A 15912-nucleotide genomic window follows, 5' to 3' on the forward strand; every position below is an offset into this window, starting at 1 on the left:
TTTTTTATATATAGATTTTTGTTAATTATTCACATTTAACGAACTATTGATCCGCATTAACAGGTCCTGATAATGTGCTTGAGTGGTGAAATCTCCTGAAGACTGCGCTGCTTTCAACAACTTCTGTATCTGGATTAATTCCGCTCGCTTCACGGTCAGCATTTCAGATGTTCTGCTCATACCTGAAACATGTACATTGCGTAAATCATGTTCATCAGAATTAGTATGTGCTGTTGCATGTACCGGACAGAATGCTGGTTTAGCAGCTTTCATAAATTGATCTACAAAAGACAATTTCTTCGTATTCAACTTATCCATACTTTTATTATTGGTTACCAATAATATATCGATATAGTTCTGCTGCAACATACGGGCATTAATATCTAAATTTTGCTTTTTTAAAGTTTTTGCAAATATCTCTTGACGTAATGTTTTCAAAAATTCCTCTACACTCCACGCTTGAGCACGTCCGAAAAGTAATTCCATCTCTGTCATACGCAATAAGCGCTGATCTTGAAGTAAATTATATAATAAGCTGTATTGAAATTCTCTTTTTAATGTATAAGGAGCATATTCGAAAGAACCTACTGGACTATCTTTTAATGGAAATGTTTTGGTCATCAATTCTTTTCGGAACAACCACTCTGGCAAAGTAAAAACGTTTTCTTTTAAGTACGCTAATGCTTCTTCTTGTTTCTGGCGAGGAACTGGTGCATATGCGTCTTTACCGTCACCTAAAACAGGGTTATTGAGATAGATACCACCGATATTGTTGGAAACATGATCTGCATAAGCATACCACTGACCAATAACAGCCATATATAATTTACCTGCTTTATAGTAATCCTGACCTGAAGTAGTCGTCCAGTTAATGATCTGTGGCATGATACGTTTCAGATTTTTCAAACCATATGTACCAGCGAGCATGGCGTTATCGCCTAAATCTTCTGACTGTGATCTTGGATCAACTGTATTTTTAGGATCCTGTTGTTCTCCGTACCAATAGTAAGGATTGTCCTGCTTCGATTCAATTTCTTTTTTTAGCAATGGAAGTTCTTCCCAGGCAGTCTTATTTGGATACCAACGGTAGGCCCAGGCAATTGCATATTTATCATATAAACCAATCACTGGCGTAATAGCTTGTACTTGATCTTCTGGTTGTGCCACATAATTAAAACGGGCATAATCCATAATGGATGTTGCTGTCCCTCCCATCTTCTGTGTAAAGGAAGCTGAACGCAATGAATCTACAGGGAAGCTAAAAGATGATCCCATATTATGTTTCAATCCTAATGTATGTCCAATCTCGTGTGATGATACAAAGCGGATGGCATGTGCCATTTTCTCATCGGAGAACACGTTACCGCGAACAGTTGGATCGATCGTTCCTGTCTGTACACGCATCCAGGTATTTAGTGCAGTCATTACATTATGCCACCAGATCACGTCTGCTTCTAAAATCTCACCGGTACGTGGATCAACAACTGATGGTCCCATCGCATTGGCCTGTGGAGAAGCTGCATAAGTGATGGCTGATGTATTTGCATCATCGATATCAAAGTCCATTCCTTTAGGAACTTCTTTTGCAATGATGGCATCTTTAAAACCAGCTTCTTCAAAGGCTTTTTGCCAATCGTGCACTCCTTCGATAATTTGTTTACGCCATTGCTGCGGAGTAGCTGGATCAATGTAGAAAACTATTGGTTTTTTTGGAACAACCAGTTCGCCTGCTAAATAACGTTCCACATCTTCTTCGCGTGGCTCTAATCGCCAGCGTGTTACCAGTTCTCTTTTCTCCATCTCTTGCTGCTTATCTGAAAAATACCAGCGTGGAGTAGTAAAATAACCTACTCTAGGATCTGAGAAACGTGGCTTCATTGCATCTTTAGGTAATTCTAATATATTACTAGTGATGGTTAAACTAATTGGAATCGATTCATTCCCTTCGGTAACACGTGTAGATAATATGGAACGAACCACGATATTGTTATCAAATGATTTCATCTGATCAATCAATGATAATGCTGTTTTAGGAGAAGTACCCAATCCAATATTGGTAAATACATCGTTGAAACTTTTCTCAGTTCCATCAAATACTTTATTTATCTTGATAATTACTGACGATGAATCTTTATTATAGCCTTCAATTTTGAATGATTCAATAAATGAAGCTGTAAAATTATCGGCGACTGAGCGTGCTATCGCATCTTCTTTAGGTACTTCTACCTGAGGTTTAATTTCACTTGCCCAAATCTCTTTACGCGCTTTTTTTAGGGAGAAACGTATTACTTTATTTTCATAATTCATGCCCTTATTCAAGCCTGCTTCATTCAAAGCTAAAGGCACAGAAGAAATTTTATTGATCAACAAAAAGTCTTTGTCCAGTTTCTCAACAGGTATTTCGAAAAAGAAATCTTTCTCTTTATTGATCACATTAAAAATTCCGCTATCAATTTTGGCATTTTTTAGAAACTTGTCGTAAACTAAAGCAGAATCCTTTTTTGTGGAATCAGCGACAACTTCTTTCTTTTTACCTAAGCCTAGAGGACTAAGCAACTGACAAGAATTGAGAATGAAAATAGAAAAGAAACCAAAGCTTGCTAATGCTGAATTTCTTTTGAAAGGCAGATTATTCATTTGTTTAAATTAAAATAGGACTCATAGATATAGGGTGGTGAAGATGCCAATATATTATGGTTCCAAAAAGCGAATCAGAGTGAAGGCGTCAATTTCAGGAGTGAATCCGCAGTATTACTGGAAGAAATAGTCCAGTGCTCTTAAATTATTATTTTATCTTTATCGACTGTCAATATGGATGAATGGTAGATATACAGTAAAATCAGCATCATGATGCTGGATTTCAAATCCTTGTACCTGATAAAAATCGTAAACATGTGCAATCATTTTGGTTCCATAACCTGCCGCGTCCATATCCGGATTTTTGAACAACACAGTATTGCGCACGACCAATCTTCCTTCCTGCTCTTCAATCGTAATTGATAATGGTTGCTCTTTACTAAGTTCATTGTGTTTGATGGCATTTTCAATTAAAATCTGCAAACTGAATTTCGGAATAAATAAGGGCATGACCTCTGGAGTAACGTTGATTTTCAATGGATTTAAGGTATCTACAAAGCGAATTTTTTGCATGAAAAAATATTCCTCAGCAAGTGCCAATTCTTCTTTTATCGGTGCTAGACCTGATTCATCACCACTTAAAAACTTCCGATATACTTTTGCCATGTTTCCAACGAAAACTTTTGCTTGAGCCGTGTCTTTGCCAATTAATTGCTGCAGGGATCCCAAAGCATTAAACAGAAAATGTGGATCTACTTTCCGTTTCAAATTTTCAAAACGAAGCAAAGCATCTTCTTTTTGATATTCCAGATTTTTTAACCGCAATCGCTTCGCCTTTCTATTTTCAATGTCAAGCAAAAACATAAAAAATAACATGGAAGCAATGCCTATAGCACCTAGTAGAAATGTTTTGTTACCAATATCACGCACATCATCTTCTGTCAGCATCAATAGTACATTCACAAATAATCTATTATTTTCAAATGTTCCTTTGAATTTATATTCGTCCAACAGAACTTCCATCAGAATATAGTCTGACATGACCAAATTATTTTTCACAGGATATTGCTTCCAACTCTTTATTCTTTTTTTTCCTATTTCTTTTTCATCAGGATAAATCAAACATATTCCATTGGCATCATATACTTCAAAATATGCGCGGGTACCTAGATTTCCAGCCCAAAAATAAGCGTTCAATTTATGCAGATCTAACGTCAACTGAAGAACTCCCTTATCGGTTGGGACATAAACATGTAAATACATCCCCTTTTCACTTTTAATAAATTTTGTTTTTCTGAAATCTTCTGGCAATATTGTACTCTGAATCACGGGATCTATAGCCTTCGGATCGGCATACCATTCCAGATTTTTTGAAAAATGAAGACCATCAGATCTCCAATACGTGTAGGCAATGAGAAACTGTCGAACACTGTCTTGATCAATCAGTTTATTCATAAATTTTTGCTGTCCTTCATCAGCAGCAAGCCCCATCAAATGAAAAACACGATCAAAATCATCGAATTCTTTTTGAACTAATTGTGATTTCTCAAATGACATCTCTTTTAAAATCCTTTTGTTTAATGTGTGTAACCTATGGTCAATGACACGAAACATCAAGACGTAGATCGAGACAACCACAAATAGCGATAATCCTAAGATTATAAATCGATTACGCTTTAAAGAAAATGAAGTTATGTATTTATTCATCAACAAAAAGAATTTAGTAGCTTACCAAACTTAAACACACACACTTGTATTAAAATGAAAAATTCATTATATTAAAAGTAATTGAACCAGAAAACACTTAATTATGAAGAGTTACAGCGCGAAAATTGGTAAAGGAGCCTACGTTTGGTTACTTAGCATCATCACCTTACTTACTTTCAATTACTATGAAAATATCAATAAAGGACTTTTTCTAGGTGCACTAATATCAACTCTATTTCTCGGATTAATCTGGCACGTTATTTTTATTTTTCCGAAATACCAAATTGCAGGTGATTCTCTGCTACTCAGTAATTTTTTAGAAAAAAAACAATCTCTATTCATGAGATTAGAAAAATTGAGCGAAACCAAATCAGAGGAATTTACCCTATTTTAAATCCTTACCAGAAGGGTTTGGTTATACATTTCAATAAGTATGATGATGTCTTTATAAATCCACGTTCAACGGATTCATTTATTCGAGACTTATTAGAAATAAATCCAGATTTTGAAATTATTTAGAAATAAAAGCGTTTGAATTAGAGCTCAAACGCTTTTATTTTATTACAATAGATCGTATTACCTATTAACTGGATAAACTCTCTTCAACTAATTCTTCAACATATTGACGAACAACCTCATTCGAGAAACGAGTTGTTACATCAAATGCAAATGCATGTACCAATAAGATACGAGCGGCTTCTTCACCAATACCTCTAGCTCTTAAATAGAATAAGGCATCGTTATCAAATTGTCCAATCGTACATCCATGTGAACATTTCACATCATCAGCAAAAATTTCAAGTTGCGGCTTGGTATAAACTGCAGATTTATCAGAAATCAACAAGTTATTATTTTGTTGAAATGCATTTGTTTTTTGAGCATCCTCACGTACGAAAATCTTACCATTAAAAACAGCTGCAGATTCTCCCTGTGTAATATTTTTATACCATTCGTAAGATTCACAATGTGGTTTCATATGATCCACTTCTGTGTGGTTATCAACCAACTGTTTATCATCTGTCAAGTTGATACCGTATAAGTGGCTTTCCACATTTTCAGCGTCAAGACGTACGTTGATATTATTTCTTATAAAAGCTGCTCCAGGAAAATTACAGTTATAGTTATTGTATAAGCTATATTTCTCTTGATATACTTCCGTATGATTGAAATAATTACTGGCAGATTCCGCTACTTGCAAATAATAATGTTGCATTTTAGCGTTTTCTTTGACAATGATCTCTGATACTTTATTTTGAATGTTTTTAGCGGCACCAGCAACAGTCATATAAGACTCGATAATCTCTGCTTCAGCATTTGCTTCCAGCACGATTAAATTACGTGTCTGTGAAAAGAAATCTTCTGTACCTGTCGCAACATGGATAATATGGATCGGTTTAGCTAATATGGTATTTTTTGCAAGTGCAATAAAAACACCATTTGTATAACCAGCTGTATTCAATGCTACGAAAGGATTACTAGTTTTGTCTGCATGTTGTGCAAAATGTGCTTGAAAAGCAGGTTCTTCTACAGCATCCTCCATCGTTTTCACGATAAGGCCTTTTTCTTCTTCCAAAGAAGAGAATGACAGCATGTATTGACCATTAACCAACACAATGCGGTGTGCATCCAGATTTGGAATTTCACCAGCACTAAAATCTAATCCTTCAATATCCACATCCGAATTCAATACATATGATTGATCGATAAGCTTATGAATATTGGTATATTTCCATTCTTCGTCTTTCACCGTTGGAAAGCCAACTGCTGAGAAGCGATCAAAAGCTTGCTGACGTATTGCCGACAAAAAAGCAGGCTCCGCTACTTGCTCTTGAAAATTGCTCAACACTTGTTGAAGTAATGATTCTGAAACTAATGTATTCATTTTATATTTTAATCAAATCGCTAATTAACACCTCTATTCTTTCACAAGATTTGTGTAATTATGCGTTTTGTGCGTCTAATTCTTTTAACCAATCGTAACCTTTTTCTTCTAATTCTAAAGCTAATTCTTTAGGACCAGATTTTACAATACGTCCGTTGTATAATACGTGAACTACATCTGGCACGATATAATCTAAAAGACGTTGGTAATGCGTGATAACTACAAAAGCATTATCTTTAGAACGCAATTGATTAACACCATTTGCGACGATACGTAAAGCATCAATATCCAAACCTGAATCTGTTTCATCCAAAATAGATAATTTAGGATTTAACATTGCCAGCTGGAAGATCTCATTTCTTTTTTTCTCACCACCTGAGAATCCTTCATTCAATGAGCGGTTAGCCAAGTTAGCAGAGAATTCTACCAACTGTTGCTTTTCTTTCACTGTTTTTAAGAATTCTTTTGCTTCCATCGGAGGCAGACCTTTATATGCACGAATATCGTTAACTGCTGTTTTCAAGAAGTTTATGTTCGATACTCCTGGTATTTCAATTGGATATTGGAAAGCTAAGAACAGCCCTTCACGAGCACGATCTTCTGGAGATAAATCCAATAGATCAACGTTGTCCAATAAAGCTTCACCTTCTGTCACTTCGTACGCATCACGACCAGCTAAAACATTTCCTAAAGTACTTTTACCAGCACCATTGGGCCCCATGATTGCATGAATCTCACCTGCTTTTACTTCAAGATTTAAACCTTTTAAAATTTGTTTGCCGTCTACAGACGCGTGTAAATTTTTTATACTTAACATTTCTTTATTAGTATTGTGTATTGCGCATGGTACTTTCAACAAGTACTCTGGTTGCAACTATTTTTTTATCTATCCTACTGAACCTTCTAACGAAATCGCCAACAACTTCTGTGCTTCAACAGCAAATTCCATCGGTAACTGGTTTAATACTTCCTTTGCGTAACCATTGACAATTAACCCTACTGCCTTCTCCGAATCGATACCACGTTGATTTAGGTAAAAGACTTGATCTTCTCCTATTTTTGAAGTGGTAGCCTCATGTTCTAAAGTTGCTGTATTATTACGATTTTCAATATAAGGGAACGTATGTGCACCACAACGGTCTCCGATTAGTAAGGAGTCACATTGTGTAAAGTTTCTTGCATTATCTGCATTTGGTCCGATTTTCACCAAACCTCTGTAACTGTTGTGGCTTTTGCCTGCAGATATACCTTTAGAAATAATCTTTGATTTGGTATTTTTTCCGATGTGAATCATCTTGGTACCTGTATCTGCGACTTGCATATTACGGGTCATTGCTACCGAATAAAATTCACCAACTGAATTATCGCCTTTTAAGATGACACCTGGATATTTCCATGTAATTGCTGACCCAGTTTCTACTTGTGTCCAGGAAATTTTACTATTATCACCTTTACAAATACCACGTTTTGTAACGAAGTTGAAGATACCACCTTTACCGTCTTTGTCACCAGGATACCAGTTTTGAACGGTAGAATATTTTATTTCAGCGTCTTTTTCTGCAATTAATTCGACTACTGCTGCGTGCAATTGATTTTCATCACGCATAGGAGCTGTACAACCTTCTAAATAGGAGACATAGGCGCCTTCTTCAGCAACAATTAATGTACGTTCAAATTGACCTGTATTTTGTGCATTGATACGGAAATAAGTAGACAATTCCATTGGACAACGAACGCCTTTCGGAATGTACACGAAAGATCCATCAGAGAATACTGCTGAATTTAATGCGGCGTAAATATTATCTGTTTGAGGAACAACTGATCCTAAATATTTTTTAACCAATTCAGGGTGCTCTTGAACAGCTTCTCCAAAAGAACAAAAGATAACACCTTGTTCTTTTAATTTTTCACGGAAAGTTGTTTTCACAGATACTGAATCAAATACAGCATCTACGGCTACTACACCTGCCAAAATTTTCTGCTCGTCCAAAGGAATTCCAAGCTTAGCGAATGTAGACAATAATTCAGGGTCTACTTCATCTAAACTGTTTAATTGCGGTTTTGCCTTTGGCGCCGCATAATAGGAAATACCTTGAAAATCAACCTCTGGTGTTTCGAAATTTTGCCATTTCGGCATTTTTAAGGTCTGAAAATGACGGAATGCTTTTAATCTCCATTCCAATAACCATTCAGGCTCGTTTTTCTTAGCTGAAATAAAACGCACGGTGTCTTCTGTAAGACCAATCGGCGCAAATTCCATTTCGATGTCTGTTGTGAACCCGTATTTATATTCTTCGAGCTCCAGCTCTTTTAGTAAATCGTCGTCTTTAGTACTCATAGTTCGCTCTCACGGTTTAAAAAATTGCATTCAGGTAAAACCCACAATCTTCTGAACGACAAAGTTACGATTTACATGCCAATAAAACGTTACTTTTAGTAGTTTAAGCGCCCATTTTGATAAAAAAAGTGACGAATGTCACTTTTTACGCACTCTAAGCTTAACAGGTACCTCTTTTTTTACAAACAAATGATTTACCATAATAAAAATCTATATCATATTGTTGAAAATATTGTTTTTGATTATACAAAAAATTAAAAATCAAAAACACACTACAACACCAAATTAAATTTGGAACAATTGTGTATATTTACAGAATATCACCAATAAAAATAGTTGAATATGCCATTTTTGCCAGATAAAACAGATTTAAAAATCCTAAAATTATTACAGGAGAACGGACGTATCACCAACCTGCAACTAGCTTCAAGCATCGGACTTTCGCCCGCTCCAACATTGGAACGAGTACGAAAACTTGAAAATTCGGGATTTATAAAGAGTTACCACGCATTTGTTGATGAAGAAAAATTAGGATTAGGAATCAAATCTTTCATACAAATATCGTTGGATTTTCATACACACAATGCTATCCCAGAATTTGTAGCAGCAGTTAAAATGATTCCCGAAGTAACTGAATGTCATCACGTAACAGGAAGCTGTGATTTCATGCTTAAAGTATATGTTAAGGATATTAAAGCATATGAAGCTGTAATTATGGAAAAAATAGCTAAGATTCCGTTTGTAAAAACTTTCCAGACCATGATGATTATGTCCACAAGTAAAAAAGAACCTATTATTCCATTGGAATATTAATAAAATAAATACATTGTCCATTTTGCTTACTGAGGATGGGCAATGTACTTCCTCGAATATATATCCCTATTTTGGATTAATTTCCTTTATAATCTATCTTAAAGATTTTCAATTTAGCGGACAATCTGCTGTCCTACTTAAAAATCGGCTCGATTTTAGCACCAATTATTTTGCTTTCCATTCATTACTTAATAAGTACTTTAATTGACATACCATATTATTTCTAATACACTTGATTGATAAAAGTAGATCAAGATTGCTTGATGATAATGAATTTACAGTCAATAAAAGTGTGAAAAAATAGTTATTCATAATTACTATTTTTTGCATGTGACAGCATTAGAGAAGGCAATAAATTATATTTATTATCTTTACAAGACAGTTATGACAAATAGTATTACACCATATCCTGATTTTGCACTCATTCTTTCTTGGCCAGATGCCACAATAAGAGGTGATGAAAAATGGATGATGTTTTTCAAAAAGATAGGGATCGTTAAGAATTTAAATTTTAAGGTTGGACATACTGGTGTTGTTATCATTTCCTCAAAAACAGGCGATTTGTTTTATTATGATTTTGGCAGATATATCTCTCCACGAGGTTATGGACGAACCAGATCAAAGGAATCAGACCCTCTTTTATCAATCAGTATCAAAGCGGCGTTCAACAATGGGGAGATTTCAAATTTAGAGGCTATCGTTGCTCATTTTGAAGATATGAAACCTGCTATGCAGGGAAGTGGTGAACTTTTCTTCTCTATCGTCAAAGGACTTAACTTTGACCATGCAAAAGCATTTGCAGATAAATGGGTACAGAAAGGTTCCTATCCTTACGGAGCAGTGGCAAAAGGAAACAATAACTGCTCTCGTTTCATTACGCGGCTACTGTTTGCTTCTTCACGCCAATTTTGCTGGTCCCATCCAATTAATTTTCCGGAAACTATTAAAGCTAGTCCGATCAGCAATATTGTCAATTCTGCTGAGAACAAAATGATTTACCGCTATTCTCCAGCATATGGATTACAAAATTTCAGAATGTCTCGAATTCAATCACTCTTATTCTTAATTAAAAAGCTAAGTGAAAACGTATACAGCAAACAAGCTGCTTTACTCCCTGAAGACATCAGTATTGGAAGCATGTTATCTAAACATAAACCGCTTCATATCCCAGAGAGTTCTCAATATCTCGGTGGCGTTGGTGAAGGAGCTTGGTTTGATCTATCGTTGCTTAGAAACAATCAGTTGCTCATACAGCGGTTTACCATAATCGGCACTTTTGAATATGCGATCATCGGTGAGATTGAAGAAAGAATAACGTGTTTGCAAGATCTAAAAATAACTTATGACAGCCATCTTCAAATGACACATGTGCTTTATAAGCAACGAAAAATCAAAATTAACCATCTCCATCATATTTCTACTCAAGAACTACAATCGTTACTAGCGGAAGTAATGACTGCTTGAGATGGTTAACTAGATCAATTTCCAGTCAATCGGTTTTTCTCCATGCTGCTGTAAGAAGACATTTGTCTGAGAAAAATGCCTGCATCCAAAAAATCCACGATAAACAGATAAGGGCGATGGATGTACTGCTGTCAAAACCAAATGTTTCTGAGCGTTTATTAGGGTCGCTTTTTTCTGTGCATATGCTCCCCATAACAAAAAGACTACAGCTTTTTTATTTTCTGAAATTGCCTGAATAACCTGATCAGTAAACTTTTCCCAACCTTTTTTCTGATGTGATCCAGCTTGATGTGCATTGACTGTAAGTGTAGCATTCAATAATAAAACTCCCTGCTTGGCCCAATACGATAAATCTCCTGATTTCGGAATTTTAAATTCCGAAATATCTGTTTCCAATTCTTTAAAAATATTCTTTAAGGATGGCGGTAATGCAATGCCCTCAGGAACCGAAAATGCCAGACCGTGAGCTTGACCATCGTTGTGATAAGGGTCCTGTCCCAGAATCACTACTTTAAGCGAATCAAAAGTTGTTAATCGAAATGCATTGAATACTAGATCTTGCGGAGGAAATACTTGTCCATTATCTCTTGCTTGTTGCACAAAAAAAGATAGATCAACCATATAAGACTGACCTAAAAGCGGGCCCAAAATCGGTTCCCAAGATTTATCAAAACGTTTTCCCATATTCTAAATATACAATTTTACAAAATAACAACTAAAACAAGTTGCTTTAGCGCACAATTTAACGGATATTTGCAAAATTAAACTCGGTATACATTTACATTAAATATAGACTTATGTCAAATCTTGTAAGAATTATTATTAGCAGTGTGCTATTAATCGGAACAGTTGCTTTATTTTGGATTGGCCAATGGGGATGGGGTATTTTAGGAATATTCTTAACAATAATCGGATTTGTAACAGTATTCTTCCATGAATATATGTTATTGGCGCAATGGTTTCTTCGCAAGCAAGATATGCCAAAAGCTGAAAAATGGTTAAATAAAATCACAAACTATGAAAAGCAGTTAATTCCTGCTCAATATGGCTATTACAATATGTTAATCGGCCTGATCGAATCGCAACGTGCTCCTATGCAAGCTGAGAAATATTTTAAAAAGGCATTGACATTAGGTCTTCATATGGATCACAATATTGCACTAGCAAAACTTAGTTTAGCAGGTATTGCAATGGCAAAACGTAATAAGCGTGAGGCAGAGAAATATTTACAGGAAGCTAAAAAAGCAGATAAGAGTAAATTATTGGCCGATCAAATCAAAATGATGAAAGATCAAATGGGTATGATGGATCGTCAACAAATCCGTTACAGCAGATAAGTTACTAAATTTATATAGAAACGGCTGTTCAATTATAATTGAACAGCCGTTTCTATATAGTGACCTTCTTCTTCACTGTCTTCAAAGACAAGGATCAATTCTTTTGGTTTTTCTTTTCCCCAGTTTGCAACTTTTAGGGTCAACAATACAGGTTCATCCATTTTCATTAAATAGTTAATGTAGTTTTGCTTGTCCTCTAATTTTACCAGAATTTTCCCTAGACTTAGCGTTCCGAATAGATATTTTTTACCTTTTACATCCACCAATTGCGTACCATAAGTGTTTAATTTAAGTTCGCGTTCATTTCTATTGTAAGAGGTAAGAAAAAGCTCTACGGTTGCAATCTTTAATTTAGCGTCAATTTGGACGCTTTTAACATCAATTTGAATCTCATCTACTACTAATGGTTCCTTTTCTATCTTATCGGACTGTGCATACACAAATTGGCCAAATAAGAGAAACATGCATATGATAACGAAGTCTTTTATTATTATTTTCATTGGACTATAAGCTGTTTTTAACGGCAGTAAAGTTAACATGAGCATATTCACTACTATTTGTGATCGATATGCAGATGCTGGTTTCATTTTTAAAAATTAAAAAAAGCTATGTACTGAATACATAGCTTCCTATATTAAATCTTGTTTTTCTTATTAACGTAATCGATCTGCAGACTTAATCAATTTTTCATCTTTACGAATTGCTCCTAATGCTAAGGATAGAAAAATAATGGATATCGGCAATAAAAAGAAGCCGACACCAATTGTCCCTGCTCCTAAAAACTGATTTACCGTTACTAAATGACCACTTGCACTTGCATATAACCATATGCCTAATAAAATGATCAATACAATATTCAGAAGAATCAATTTTATCTGAGTTTTGCGATTCTTAAATTTGAAGATGGTATATAGAGGTAACAGGCCAATTACTACCGTCGCAATGATCTGTAAGATATAATAAAAACCGGTTTCATGTGTTGGCAAACCAGCCGACGTTCCATAAATACCTGTTACTTTTACATCTTTTCCAAGGCCTACAAGATCATTATAATGAACATATGGAAACAGAAATAAGCCAAACAAAACAAGTCCGGCTACCAGCAAATAAATGGTTTGAATACGTTGAATCATTTTTTATATAAATTGATTGATGACAAACTTAGATAAATTTGATTGCAAACACAATACATTTCCGATACAAACACCCTTTTGTAGCTGGAGATAAGATTGAAAATTGTCTTTGTTTGGGTTACAATCAAATGTGTTGCAATGTGATTATACTAGACTTAACGGTCACTTGCACTACTATATTCGCGAACTGCTAATTTAAAAATAACACATTACATAACAATAACAATTAATTCCAGCTTTTGATTTGGTATTTTTTACTTTTGCGAGATGTTATATATTTATGGCGCTACAGCACACGCTAAAGTTGCTGTCGAAACTGCAGAAGAGCTTAAATTGGATATTGCAGGTCTTATTGATAAATCATTGCTTATTACTGATGTCTTTGATTATCCGGTTGAACTTCACCAGGAGATAAATCAGGAAGAAGATATGGTATTTGTAGCTGTTCTCGATTCGGGATTACGAAAAAGAATTGTTTCCGAAAACTGTTTTTGGAAATACTGTTCACTGATACATCCTAAAGCGCATGTCTCTAAAAGAGCGGATATCGGCAAAGGTACTCTTATTTTACCTGGAGCATCCATTGCTCCTGATGTTCAAATTGGTAACCATTGTGTTATTGGTAGTAACGCAGTGATTGCAAGCAATACTATTGTTGAAGATTTTGTTACAATTGGCCCTAATAGCAGTATTGGAAGTAATGTTTTAATTGGAAGTGGTTCTGAAATAAGTGCTAATATACATATCAGTGCGGAAGAGACAATCGAAAAAAACAGTTATATAATGTCTGTACAATAAGTGTCTTCTTTTGGTGATTTTTACACGAGGAAGCGAAACATCTATTAAATAGTAAGACCAAAGTATGGAAAGCTTCCCTTACTTTGGTCTTACTGTTTTAAATTCCTGCAGAATGAAATTGCAGATCATACAATTTTTTATAATAGCCATCGATATTTAGTAGCTCATGGTGTGTACCTACTTCCATGATCTCACCTTTTTCTAAGACGATGATCTTATTTGCTTTTTGAATTGTCGATAATCGATGTGCAATCACAATTGCTGTTCTTCCCACCATTAAATTATCAATTGCATGTTGAATAAGTTCTTCTGTTTCTGTATCGACTGATGAAGTTGCTTCATCCAATACCAAAATTCGTGGATCATGTACTAAAGCTCTTATAAAAGAAATCAGTTGTGCTTGTCCTGACGACAGTGTAGCCCCTCTTTCCTGCACTTGATAATCGTACCCACCTGGTAATCTCATAATAAAATCATGTGCCCCGACTTGTTTCGCTGCAGAAATGATGGATTCGCGTGTGATATGTTGGTCATGCAAATCTATATTATGTAAGATAGAATCTGAAAATAAGAAAACATCCTGAAGCACTGTTGCAATTGTTTTCCGTAGAAAATTCAATTCATACTCCCTAATATCAATACCATCGAGTAAAATCTGACCTTTATTGATTTCATAGAATCGGCTCAGAATATTAATAGTAGATGATTTTCCTGCTCCTGTAGCCCCAACTAATGCTAAAGTCTCTCCAGGTGCTACTTTAAAACTAACATCACGTAAAACCCAATTTTCATCGTTATAAGCGAACCATACATTTTTAAATTCGATTTCTCCACGGATATGATTTGGTGTTAAATTTCCGTCATTAGGTGTATGTTCGTCTGTATCTAGAACTTCAAAAATACGTTCCGCACTCACCATACCCATCTGTAGGGTATTGAATTTATCGATTAGCTCGCGAATTGGGCGAAAGATCATATTGATATACATGATAAAAGCCACCACTACCCCCGCAGAGATGACATCACCTAAAATCTGCTTGGCTCCAAACCAGACCAATAAACCCAAAGAAATAGCCATGATAATCTCCAAAACTGGAAAAAATATTGAAAAATACCAATTGGCACGGATATGGGCATTCCGATGGTGACCATTGATATCTTTAAATTTATTCATCTCCTGCTCTTCACGGGCAAAGTACTTGATAATGCCCATCCCAGAGATATGCTCCTGCAAAAAGGTATTTAAATTGGAAACCCATTTTCGAACATCCTGAAAAGCGGATTTCATAGCCTCTTTAAATATATAAGTGGCAGCTATCATCAGTGGCATCGGCACGAGAACAATCAAGGTCAATTTCCAGTCGGTATAAAACATGACCCCGAGTATAACTACGAGCTGCAATAGATCACCAATAATTTGGATCAATCCTTCAGAAAAAATATTGGAGATGGTTTCCAGATCTGAAATGGTTCGTGTTATCAACTTTCCTAATGGCGTCTGATCGAAATATTTTAATCTAAGTTTGGTAATATGATTAAAAACTTCAATACGTATGTCACGAATTACCGATTGTCCAAGCGTATTAGTCATAAGGGTATGATAGTAGCGGACCAATGTTTGTACAATAAGCAATACAATCATCAGAATAAACATCAAACTGAGTCCCGATGTATTAAACTGTAATATATATTTATCCAGGGTATATTGGATTAATATAGGCAGTGCTGGAGCAACCGCTGCTAATAAGATGGTCAATACCACGGAGATCCAGAATATGTTTCCGTAAGGTTTCATATACTTAACCATCCGACGTAACAGATTGACGTCATATGTTTTTCCTACTATTTTCTCTTGACTCACTT

At 35.3% G+C, this 15912-nt stretch carries 15 protein-coding genes; 6 read left to right on the top strand and 9 right to left on the bottom strand.

The window, feature by feature from the left end:
* Positions 1-21 precede the first annotated feature (21 nt).
* Together ACFS6I_RS17135 and ACFS6I_RS17140 are read right to left on the bottom strand one after the other, a co-directional pair.
* Complete coding sequence (locus ACFS6I_RS17135) at positions 22-2637, bottom strand: zinc-dependent metalloprotease (RefSeq protein WP_380922397.1); 2616 nt, start codon at positions 2635-2637, stop codon at positions 22-24.
* 159 nt (positions 2638-2796) lie between these two features.
* Entirely contained in the window at positions 2797-4284 is a 1488-nt protein-coding gene (locus tag ACFS6I_RS17140) for a sensor histidine kinase (protein ID WP_380922399.1), read from the bottom strand.
* 103 nt (positions 4285-4387) lie between these two features.
* Here ACFS6I_RS17140 and ACFS6I_RS17145 point away from each other — a divergent pair, with 103 nt between their 5' ends.
* Both ACFS6I_RS17145 and ACFS6I_RS17150 read left to right on the top strand, forming a co-directional pair.
* Complete coding sequence (locus ACFS6I_RS17145; protein WP_380922401.1) at positions 4388-4678, top strand: hypothetical protein; 291 nt, start codon at positions 4388-4390, stop codon at positions 4676-4678.
* On the top strand, positions 4654-4803 hold the full coding sequence (locus ACFS6I_RS17150) for a PH domain-containing protein (protein ID WP_380923069.1): 150 nt from the start codon (positions 4654-4656) through the stop codon (positions 4801-4803). Before ACFS6I_RS17145 ends, ACFS6I_RS17150 begins: the two co-directional genes overlap by 25 nt.
* A 64-nt stretch (positions 4804-4867) precedes the next feature.
* Here ACFS6I_RS17150 and sufD read toward each other — a convergent pair whose 3' ends face one another.
* From sufD to sufB, 3 genes are all read right to left on the bottom strand, one after another.
* Positions 4868-6166, bottom strand: a complete 1299-nt coding sequence (gene sufD / locus ACFS6I_RS17155) for a Fe-S cluster assembly protein SufD (protein ID WP_132840862.1) — start codon at positions 6164-6166, stop codon at positions 4868-4870.
* 58 nt (positions 6167-6224) lie between these two features.
* Positions 6225-6983, bottom strand: a complete 759-nt coding sequence (gene sufC, locus ACFS6I_RS17160; RefSeq protein ID WP_021192429.1) for a Fe-S cluster assembly ATPase SufC — start codon at positions 6981-6983, stop codon at positions 6225-6227.
* Positions 6984-7052: 69 nt separating this feature from the next.
* Positions 7053-8504 carry a Fe-S cluster assembly protein SufB gene (sufB, locus tag ACFS6I_RS17165; protein WP_021192430.1) on the bottom strand — a complete coding sequence of 484 codons (1452 nt, stop codon included), beginning with the start codon at positions 8502-8504 and terminating at the stop codon, positions 7053-7055.
* 342 nt (positions 8505-8846) lie between these two features.
* On the opposite strand from sufB, the gene ACFS6I_RS17170 reads away from it, so the two are divergent.
* Positions 8847-9317: an Lrp/AsnC family transcriptional regulator gene (locus ACFS6I_RS17170; RefSeq protein ID WP_021192431.1), complete on the top strand. Its 471-nt coding sequence runs from the start codon at positions 8847-8849 to the stop codon at positions 9315-9317.
* A gap of 384 nt (positions 9318-9701) precedes the next feature.
* Positions 9702-10781 carry a DUF6695 family protein gene (locus ACFS6I_RS17175; protein WP_380922404.1) on the top strand — a complete coding sequence of 360 codons (1080 nt, stop codon included), beginning with the start codon at positions 9702-9704 and terminating at the stop codon, positions 10779-10781.
* 9 nt (positions 10782-10790) lie between these two features.
* On the opposite strand, the gene ung is transcribed toward ACFS6I_RS17175, so the two are convergent.
* On the bottom strand, positions 10791-11465 hold the full coding sequence (gene ung, locus ACFS6I_RS17180; protein ID WP_346588576.1) for a uracil-DNA glycosylase: 675 nt from the start codon (positions 11463-11465) through the stop codon (positions 10791-10793).
* Between the two features lie 113 nt (positions 11466-11578).
* Between ung and ACFS6I_RS17185 the strand changes: the two genes are divergently transcribed.
* Complete coding sequence (locus ACFS6I_RS17185; RefSeq protein ID WP_021192435.1) at positions 11579-12118, top strand: tetratricopeptide repeat protein; 540 nt, start codon at positions 11579-11581, stop codon at positions 12116-12118.
* A 32-nt stretch (positions 12119-12150) separates the two neighbouring features.
* Here ACFS6I_RS17185 and ACFS6I_RS17190 read toward each other — a convergent pair whose 3' ends face one another.
* The gene (locus ACFS6I_RS17190; RefSeq protein WP_380922407.1) at positions 12151-12705 is read right to left on the bottom strand and encodes a hypothetical protein; all 555 of its coding nucleotides are present in this window, start codon (positions 12703-12705) and stop codon (positions 12151-12153) included.
* 66 nt (positions 12706-12771) lie between these two features.
* Positions 12772-13251, bottom strand: a complete 480-nt coding sequence (locus ACFS6I_RS17195; protein WP_168127641.1) for a DUF4293 domain-containing protein — start codon at positions 13249-13251, stop codon at positions 12772-12774.
* Between the two features lie 267 nt (positions 13252-13518).
* On the opposite strand from ACFS6I_RS17195, the gene ACFS6I_RS17200 reads away from it, so the two are divergent.
* A complete protein-coding gene (locus ACFS6I_RS17200) occupies positions 13519-14049 on the top strand; it encodes a PglD-related sugar-binding protein (RefSeq protein WP_380922409.1) in 531 nt (176 codons plus the stop codon).
* A 97-nt stretch (positions 14050-14146) separates the two neighbouring features.
* Here ACFS6I_RS17200 and ACFS6I_RS17205 read toward each other — a convergent pair whose 3' ends face one another.
* On the bottom strand, positions 14147-15910 hold the full coding sequence (locus ACFS6I_RS17205; RefSeq protein WP_380922411.1) for an ABC transporter ATP-binding protein: 1764 nt from the start codon (positions 15908-15910) through the stop codon (positions 14147-14149).
* Positions 15911-15912 lie beyond the last annotated feature (2 nt).

The organism is Sphingobacterium anhuiense (assembly GCF_042686355.1).
GTDB lineage: Bacteria > Bacteroidota > Bacteroidia > Sphingobacteriales > Sphingobacteriaceae > Sphingobacterium > Sphingobacterium anhuiense.

What these genes read in the sequence shown, in the direction of transcription:
- ACFS6I_RS17135 (WP_380922397.1), bottom strand. Translation starts at nt 2,637, where the DNA reads ATGAATAATCTGCCTTTCAAAAGAAATTCAGCATTAGCAAGCTTTGGT.
- ACFS6I_RS17140 (WP_380922399.1), bottom strand. Translation starts at nt 4,284, where the DNA reads ATGAATAAATACATAACTTCATTTTCTTTAAAGCGTAATCGATTTATA.
- ACFS6I_RS17145 (WP_380922401.1), top strand. Translation starts at nt 4,388, where the DNA reads ATGAAGAGTTACAGCGCGAAAATTGGTAAAGGAGCCTACGTTTGGTTA.
- sufD (WP_132840862.1), bottom strand. Translation starts at nt 6,166, where the DNA reads ATGAATACATTAGTTTCAGAATCATTACTTCAACAAGTGTTGAGCAAT.
- sufC (WP_021192429.1), bottom strand. Translation starts at nt 6,983, where the DNA reads ATGTTAAGTATAAAAAATTTACACGCGTCTGTAGACGGCAAACAAATT.
- sufB (WP_021192430.1), bottom strand. Translation starts at nt 8,504, where the DNA reads ATGAGTACTAAAGACGACGATTTACTAAAAGAGCTGGAGCTCGAAGAA.
- ACFS6I_RS17170 (WP_021192431.1), top strand. Translation starts at nt 8,847, where the DNA reads ATGCCATTTTTGCCAGATAAAACAGATTTAAAAATCCTAAAATTATTA.
- ACFS6I_RS17175 (WP_380922404.1), top strand. Translation starts at nt 9,702, where the DNA reads ATGACAAATAGTATTACACCATATCCTGATTTTGCACTCATTCTTTCT.
- ung (WP_346588576.1), bottom strand. Translation starts at nt 11,465, where the DNA reads ATGGGAAAACGTTTTGATAAATCTTGGGAACCGATTTTGGGCCCGCTT.
- ACFS6I_RS17185 (WP_021192435.1), top strand. Translation starts at nt 11,579, where the DNA reads ATGTCAAATCTTGTAAGAATTATTATTAGCAGTGTGCTATTAATCGGA.
- ACFS6I_RS17190 (WP_380922407.1), bottom strand. Translation starts at nt 12,705, where the DNA reads ATGAAACCAGCATCTGCATATCGATCACAAATAGTAGTGAATATGCTC.
- ACFS6I_RS17195 (WP_168127641.1), bottom strand. Translation starts at nt 13,251, where the DNA reads ATGATTCAACGTATTCAAACCATTTATTTGCTGGTAGCCGGACTTGTT.
- ACFS6I_RS17200 (WP_380922409.1), top strand. Translation starts at nt 13,519, where the DNA reads ATGTTATATATTTATGGCGCTACAGCACACGCTAAAGTTGCTGTCGAA.